The organism is Ilumatobacter sp. (assembly GCF_049588435.1).
Lineage (GTDB): Bacteria > Actinomycetota > Acidimicrobiia > Acidimicrobiales > Ilumatobacteraceae > Ilumatobacter_A.
The window spans coordinates 1-6,320 of record NZ_JBAVYV010000342.1 but is presented as its reverse complement, the minus strand read 5'-3'; the positions used below and the strand labels follow the sequence as shown (position 1 = coordinate 6,320).

The following is a 6,320-nucleotide window of genomic DNA, read 5'->3' as shown; positions in this document are numbered from 1 at the left end:
GAGACGGACGGGTTGTCTCACATCTCACCGGAGCGGGTGGGAGCGGCCGGGGTGTGCGGGCGAGGTGGGGCTGCGTCAGGTGGGGAGCGACTGTGCCCAGGCGTCGGCGAGCGCAGCGTATCGACCGCCGAGTCCGACGAGTTCGTCGTGGGTACCCAGTTCGGCGAGTCGTCCGGCGTCGATGACCGCGATGCGATCGGCGTTCTGGATCGTCGAGAGCCGGTGGGCCACGACGATCGTGGTCCGCCCGACCATCAAGCGATCGAGCGCCCGTTCGACGATCACCTCGGTGCCTGGATCGAGGCTGCTCGTCGCCTCGTCCAGCACCAACACCGCCGGATCGATCAGGGCGGCCCGGGCCAACGACACGAGCTGACGCTCCCCCGCCGACAGGCGCGAGCCGCGCTCGCGAACCTCGGTGTCGATACCGTCCTCGAACGACTCGAAGCGCTCGAGCGCACCGATCGCTGACAACGCCGCGCGCAATTCCTCGTCGGTCGCACCGGCGCGGGCGATGCGCACATTGTCGGCGATCGAGCCGCCGAACAGGAAGCCCTCCTGTGGCACGACGACGACGCGATGACGGAGCGAGTGGAGTGTTGCATCGCGCAGATCGATGCCGCCGAACGAAATCGTTCCGGACGTCGGGTCGTACAGGCGCGCCATCAGCTTCGCGACGGTCGACTTTCCCGCACCCGTCGGACCGACCAGCGCCAGACGTTCCCCGTCGCCGACCGAGAACGACACGTCCCGCAGCACCGGGGCCTCGGTGTCCGGGTAGATGAAGCCGACGTCGGACACGACCAGGTCGCCGCGTCGGGCCAGGTCCTGCGAGCCACCTTCGATGTCAGGCTCGGTGTCGAGGATCCCGAAGAGCTTGTCGAGTGCGGCAGCCGACGACTGGACGGTGTTGTACAGCTGCGAGAGCTGCTGCACGGGCTCGAACAACTGCGCCAGGAGGAGGACGAACGCGATCACCGTTCCGATGGACACGTCACCTCGTGCAACGAGCCACCCACCGACCCCGATCGCGAGTCCACTCGCGAAGACGCCGAGCGCCTCGACCAGACCGAAGTACCACGTCGACACCCGGATGCTGTGAACGTGCGATCGGTAGAGCGAGCGGTTCGACGACACGAACTGCCGGGTCTGCTCATGCTCCTGGGCATAGGCCTGCACGACGCGGACGCCCGAGATTCCCTCCTGCAGTTCGGACAGATTCTGCCCGACCCGTTCACGCACTTCGAGATACGCCGCGTTCGAATCCCGTTGGAACTTTCGGGAGGCGATGATGATGATCGGCATCACGAGGAGCGCGGCGATCGTGAGCTGCCACGACAGCGTCAGCATCAGCACGAGTGCGATCACGATGAGGAACACGGCCGCGACGAACTGCAGCAGTCCCCACTGCACGAGTTCGGCCATCGACTCGATGTCGGCGGTCATCCGCGAGATCAACACACCCGATTGATTGCGGTCGAAGAAGCCGAGCGACTGGCGCTGGATGTGTTCGAAGGTCCGGATGCGCAGCGCGCGCAGGAACCCCTCCCCCGCCCGATTGACGAAGATGTACTGCTGGCGCGACGCCGCGTAGGCGATCACGACGACCACGACGTAGACGATCACCGCGTCGAGCAGCACACCGCTGTCGCCGGCGTCGATCCCGTTATCGATCGCGTACCCCACGAGGATCGGCCCCGCCAGCAGCCCGAGCGTCGACAACAACACGAATCCGAGCGCGGCGGCGATCGTGCGCCGGAACGGCTTCGCCATCCCGATCGCTCGACGCAGGACCCGCTTGGTCGTCTCGGAGTCGAGCTTGTCGTCGTCGGCCACCCCGCCCATCCGGAACATCAGCCACCACCCACCGGTGAGGTGATTCCGTCGTGGTCCGGCGGTGTCGACGATCCGGACGGTGTCTCCTCGGGCAACGCCATCGCTGCGAGCACGTCCCGGTAGCGCGGCTCGGTTGCCAGCAGTTCGTCGTGCGGTCCCTGTGCGACGACCCGCCCTTCGTCGAGGAGCACCACCGTGTCGGCCAACGCGATGGTGCCGGGCCGGTGCGCGATGACGATCGTCGTGCGGCCCTCCATGACGGTCGACATCGCGGAGCGGATCTCGTGTTCCTTCGACGGATCGACGGCGGAGGTCGCGTCGTCGAGCACCAGGATCCTCGGGTCGGCCAGGATCGCGCGAGCGATCGCGATGCGCTGACGCTGCCCTCCCGACAGCGAGAACCCGCGTTCACCCAGCATGGTGTCGTACGCGTCGGGGAGACCCATCACGAAATCGTGCGCGCCGGCGAGGCGCGCCGCTCGCTCGACACGCGCGGCATCCGCGTCGGGATCTGCGAAGGCGATGTTGGCTCGCACGGTGTCGTGGAACAACAACGTGTCCTCGAAGACGATCCCGACCGAGCGGCGCAGGTCGTGCAGCGTGATCGAGCGCACATCGACCCCGTCGATCGAGATCGACCCGGCTTCGACGTCGTAGAACCGCACCAGGAGTCGGGCGACGGTCGACTTTCCCGACCCGGTTGCGCCAACGATCGCGACCGCTTCGCCGGCGCGCATCTCGAGATCGAACCCGTCCAGGACGGGCCCATCCTCGCCTGCTGCATCGCCGACCAGACCGCTCGCCGACGTCGGATACGCGAACGACACGTCACGGAACGACACGGCTCCGAGGCCGCGTGTCGCGTCCGGACCGTCCGCGGTCGGGAGGGTCTCGGGATCCTCGGGGTCGCGCACCTGGGAGGAGATCTCGAGTACCTCGTTCACCCGCCCGAGCGCGGCGGCCGCCCGCTGCGCGAACGCGAGCGTCATCCCGATCATCCGCAGCGGCGAGACGAGGAGGGCGACGAACACGTTGAACAGGACCAGCGTGCCGAGCGTCATGTCGCCGTCGATCACCTGGTTTCCGCCGAACCACAGCACCGCGATCAGGCCGACCTGGGGCAGCAGCTCCATCGCGGGCAGGAACTTGGCGCGGATGCGGGCGGCCTCGATCGACTCGCGCCGGATGTCATCCGCCTCGACCCGGAGTTTGGCGGCCTGCACCTCCTCGGCACCGAAACCCTTGATGACCCGGACACCCCCGACCGACTCCTCGACGACGGTCGCGAGCTCCGCTTGTTCGGCCTGGACGGCGAGCACGGCCGGATGGATCGCTCGCGAGAACCTCCGCCCGGCCACCTGGATCAGTGGGAGCGATGCGAGGGCCAGGATGGCGAGTTGCCAGTCGGTGATCAGGAGGATCACGGTGACGGCGGTGACCATCGCCAGGTTCGACAGCGTGATCGGGATCATGACGACGAACGCCTGGATCTGATTGAGATCGCTCGACGATCGGCTCATCAGCTGACCCGTCTGCGCGCGGTCGTGGTAGCCGATGTGCAGCGACATGATGTGGCTGAACAGCCGCTCGCGCAGGCGGGCCTCGGTCCAGCGCGCCTCGCGGAACGCGTAGAACCGACGGACCGCGGTGAAGAACCCGGCGATCACGCCCGCGGCCGCGATCAATGCGACCCACATCCACAACCATTCCCCGTCGCCGATTCCGCGGTCGATGCCGGCGCGGATGAGTACCGGCGACGCGATCTTGCCCACCGACCACGCGAGGCCGATGAACGTGCCGATCAGCAGGTTCTTGCGTTGGGCCCGCAGCGTCTCCCACAGCAACGACCACGTCGACGCCGTGGTCGTGGTGGAGTCCGCCTCCGGCACCTGTGTCAGCCGAGGAGTTCTGCGACGCGCTGCTTCGGACGCCCGATGATCGCACGGTCGCCCGTGACGATGAGCGGACGCTGCAACAGTTGCTTGTGCTTCACGAGGATGTCGACGATCTGATCGACCGACGCCACGTCGTCGTCGGTGAGTTCGAGCTTCTTGAACTTGCTGTCACGACGAACCAGATCGGTCGGAGGATCCTCGAGCTTCGCGATGATCTCGCGCAGCGTCTCGGCATCCGGCGGCTCCTTGATGTACAGCACGACGTCGTGCTCGACGCCCAGTTCCTCCGCAATGCGCACGGCATTGACCGACGAGTTTCAATGTTGGTTGTGGTAGATCGTCACGTCTGACATGACGTCGACACTATGCGCGCCAGGTCCGATTCGGCCGATCGGTTCGGCTCAGGTGTCGTCGAGGCGGACCTCGTTGAGCAGCCCGGTCGTCACGTCGTACACGAAGCCGCGGACGTGATCCTTGAACGGGACGAACGGTGTCATCTCGAGTCGGCGCATCGACTGGCGGACGTCGACGTAGGGATCCTCGAACGACTCGACCGCCCACCACGGCTTGACCCCGATCTCGGCTTCGAGCTCGGCTCGCAACCCGTCCTCGGTCACCATCTGCAGGCCGCAATCCGTGTGATGCACCAGCACTACTTCACGCGTGCCGAGATATCGCTGCGACAGACACAGCGAACGGATCACGTCATCGGTGATCACGCCACCGGCGTTGCGGATGATGTGCGCCTCACCGTGGCCCAACCCCAGCAGGGCGAAGATGTCCATCCGCGAGTCCATGCAGGTGACGATGGCCATGTTCCGCGTCGGCCTGACCGCGAGGTCCTGGTCGGCGAACGTGTCGGCGAAACGCTGGTTTCCGGCCACCAGTTCGTCGGCGGTCGGTCGGAAGTCGGTCGGCGGTCGATCTGCAGCCACGCCCCAGTGTGACACCCCGCGCCTATGGTCGGTCAAACCGACTCCCTCCCTCTGATCAGCGGCCTCTGCGCCCGACCCTTCGAGGGGGACACGTGCCCAATTTCTGCGATTCACATCGGCTTCCGCACGCCAATGTCGACCCGATCGACGACACCGCAGCTCGACTGCTCATCTCCTCGTGCCTGGCGATTCCACGCCGACCCGAGACGATCGTGCTCCTGCTCGATCACGCGCGACGTGGCGTCGAGGTCGTCGGCATCGTCAACACCCGAGATCCCGACTCGATCTACGGCGTCGCGGAGATCGTCATCTCCCGGGCCATCCACATGCCCGAGGTCGCCGGCGCCGTGATCGGCTCGGCGCGCCCGGATGGCGGCGAAGATCTCGTCGATGTCGACCGGTGGCTCGACATCGACGAAGAACTGTCGTGTACGGGCGTGGAACTGATCGAGTGGTACGTGATCGGACGCTCCGTCCGGCTCCCCCGGCTCGACCTCGGCGAACCGGCACGGTGGATGCCGTGAACGATCCCGGCCGGATCGTCCGGTCATGACCGGACGATCGGGTCACCCACCCGATTCAGCCGGAGCGTTCCCGGCGTTGCTGTGGACTGAGCCGGAGCCCGGCGCTGCGTAGCCGGCGCACGAGTTCGCGGCTCTCGACCACGAGCGCACCTGCGACGATCATCTCGGGCCGGTACTCCTCGGGGATGTCGTAGTGGTCGCCCTGGAAGCCGCGCCGCGGGATGCCGACAGCGTCCGCGAACTCGATCAACTCGTCGTACGACACGTCGCTGACCATGTGGCACCACTTTCGCCCCTGGAACCACCAGCGTGCTTCGTCGATGAGGATCGCCACCGCTGGAGCATGCCAGTTCGTGCCACACTCGACACGTGTCCGCTTCATCTGCCTCCGACACCGACCGGGACGGCGTCGACGTCAACATCGAGATGCGCCAGGCCTGGCGGCGGCACGTTGCGAACGACGATGCGCTGTTCGAGCGCGTTGTCGGCCGCCACCGCGAGAAGCATCGTCGCTACCACGGCGTGGCCCACGTCGCGGGTGTGGTCGGCCTCGTCGTCGAACTCGGAGCGATCGAGACGACGGACGATCTCGATGCGGTCGTCGCCGCGGCGTTCTACCACGACGCGATCTACGAGCCGGCGTCACCGGCAAATGAGCGGGCGAGCGCCCGACTGGCGGTGCGCGATCTCACCACGCTGGGGTGGTCCGACGAGCCCGTCGCCCACGTGTCGACGATGATCGAGGCGACGGTCGACCACCGAGAACCGCCGGACCTCGACCACGCCGTGTTGTTCGATGCCGACCTGGCCACACTCGGCGCCGACCCGGCCGACTACTCGACATATGTCCAGGCCGTTCGGGCCGAATATCGCCACGTCGACGACGGCGCGTGGCGCGACGGACGGCGACGGGTCCTCGAGTCGTTTCTCGAACGGGCCGCGATCTACGCAACTGTCACCGGGCGCGATCGCTGGGAATCCAGCGCGCGTTCCAACATCGCACTCGAATTCGCGTCACTGACCCGCTGAGCTGTCGCCATACGGCCCGCGTTGCTCGCCGGGACCGAGTTCCGACCGCCCACTACGCCCTCGATCGGTCAAAAGCTATGTGACACCTGGCACTCCCTGCT

Annotated in this window: 7 protein-coding genes; 2 read left to right on the top strand and 5 right to left on the bottom strand. The window is 66.7% G+C overall.

Annotation, left to right across the window (positions count from 1 at the left end; genetic code table 11):
• Positions 1–75 precede the first annotated feature (75 nt).
• From WBV89_RS13385 to WBV89_RS13370, 4 genes are all read right to left on the bottom strand, one after another.
• Positions 76–1,854 (bottom strand): ABC transporter ATP-binding protein, encoded by a 1,779-nt coding sequence (locus tag WBV89_RS13385; RefSeq protein ID WP_423981850.1) that lies wholly within the window; start codon positions 1,852–1,854, stop codon positions 76–78.
• Entirely contained in the window at positions 1,854–3,725 is a 1,872-nt protein-coding gene (locus tag WBV89_RS13380) for an ABC transporter ATP-binding protein (RefSeq protein ID WP_423981849.1), read from the bottom strand. Before WBV89_RS13380 ends, WBV89_RS13385 begins: the two co-directional genes overlap by 1 nt.
• Positions 3,726–3,730: 5 nt before the next feature.
• Entirely contained in the window at positions 3,731–4,030 is a 300-nt protein-coding gene (locus tag WBV89_RS13375; protein WP_423981848.1) for an arsenate reductase family protein, read from the bottom strand.
• A 102-nt stretch (positions 4,031–4,132) separates the two neighbouring features.
• On the bottom strand, positions 4,133–4,666 hold the full coding sequence (locus tag WBV89_RS13370; protein ID WP_423981847.1) for a beta-class carbonic anhydrase: 534 nt from the start codon (positions 4,664–4,666) through the stop codon (positions 4,133–4,135).
• Between the two features lie 92 nt (positions 4,667–4,758).
• Here WBV89_RS13370 and WBV89_RS13365 point away from each other — a divergent pair, with 92 nt between their 5' ends.
• Positions 4,759–5,190: a hypothetical protein gene (locus WBV89_RS13365; protein WP_423981846.1), complete on the top strand. Its 432-nt coding sequence runs from the start codon at positions 4,759–4,761 to the stop codon at positions 5,188–5,190.
• A 55-nt stretch (positions 5,191–5,245) separates the two neighbouring features.
• On the opposite strand, the gene WBV89_RS13360 is transcribed toward WBV89_RS13365, so the two are convergent.
• Positions 5,246–5,524, bottom strand: coding sequence for a DUF4031 domain-containing protein (locus tag WBV89_RS13360; protein WP_423981845.1), 279 nt, complete (start codon positions 5,522–5,524; stop codon positions 5,246–5,248).
• A 35-nt stretch (positions 5,525–5,559) separates the two neighbouring features.
• Between WBV89_RS13360 and WBV89_RS13355 the strand changes: the two genes are divergently transcribed.
• Positions 5,560–6,219 (top strand): metal-dependent phosphohydrolase, encoded by a 660-nt coding sequence (locus WBV89_RS13355; protein ID WP_423981844.1) that lies wholly within the window; start codon positions 5,560–5,562, stop codon positions 6,217–6,219.
• Positions 6,220–6,320 lie beyond the last annotated feature (101 nt).

Coding starts and splice junctions, on each gene's coding strand:
- WBV89_RS13385 (WP_423981850.1), bottom strand. CDS start 1,854: ATGTTCCGGATGGGCGGGGTGGCCGACGACGACAAGCTCGACTCCGAG.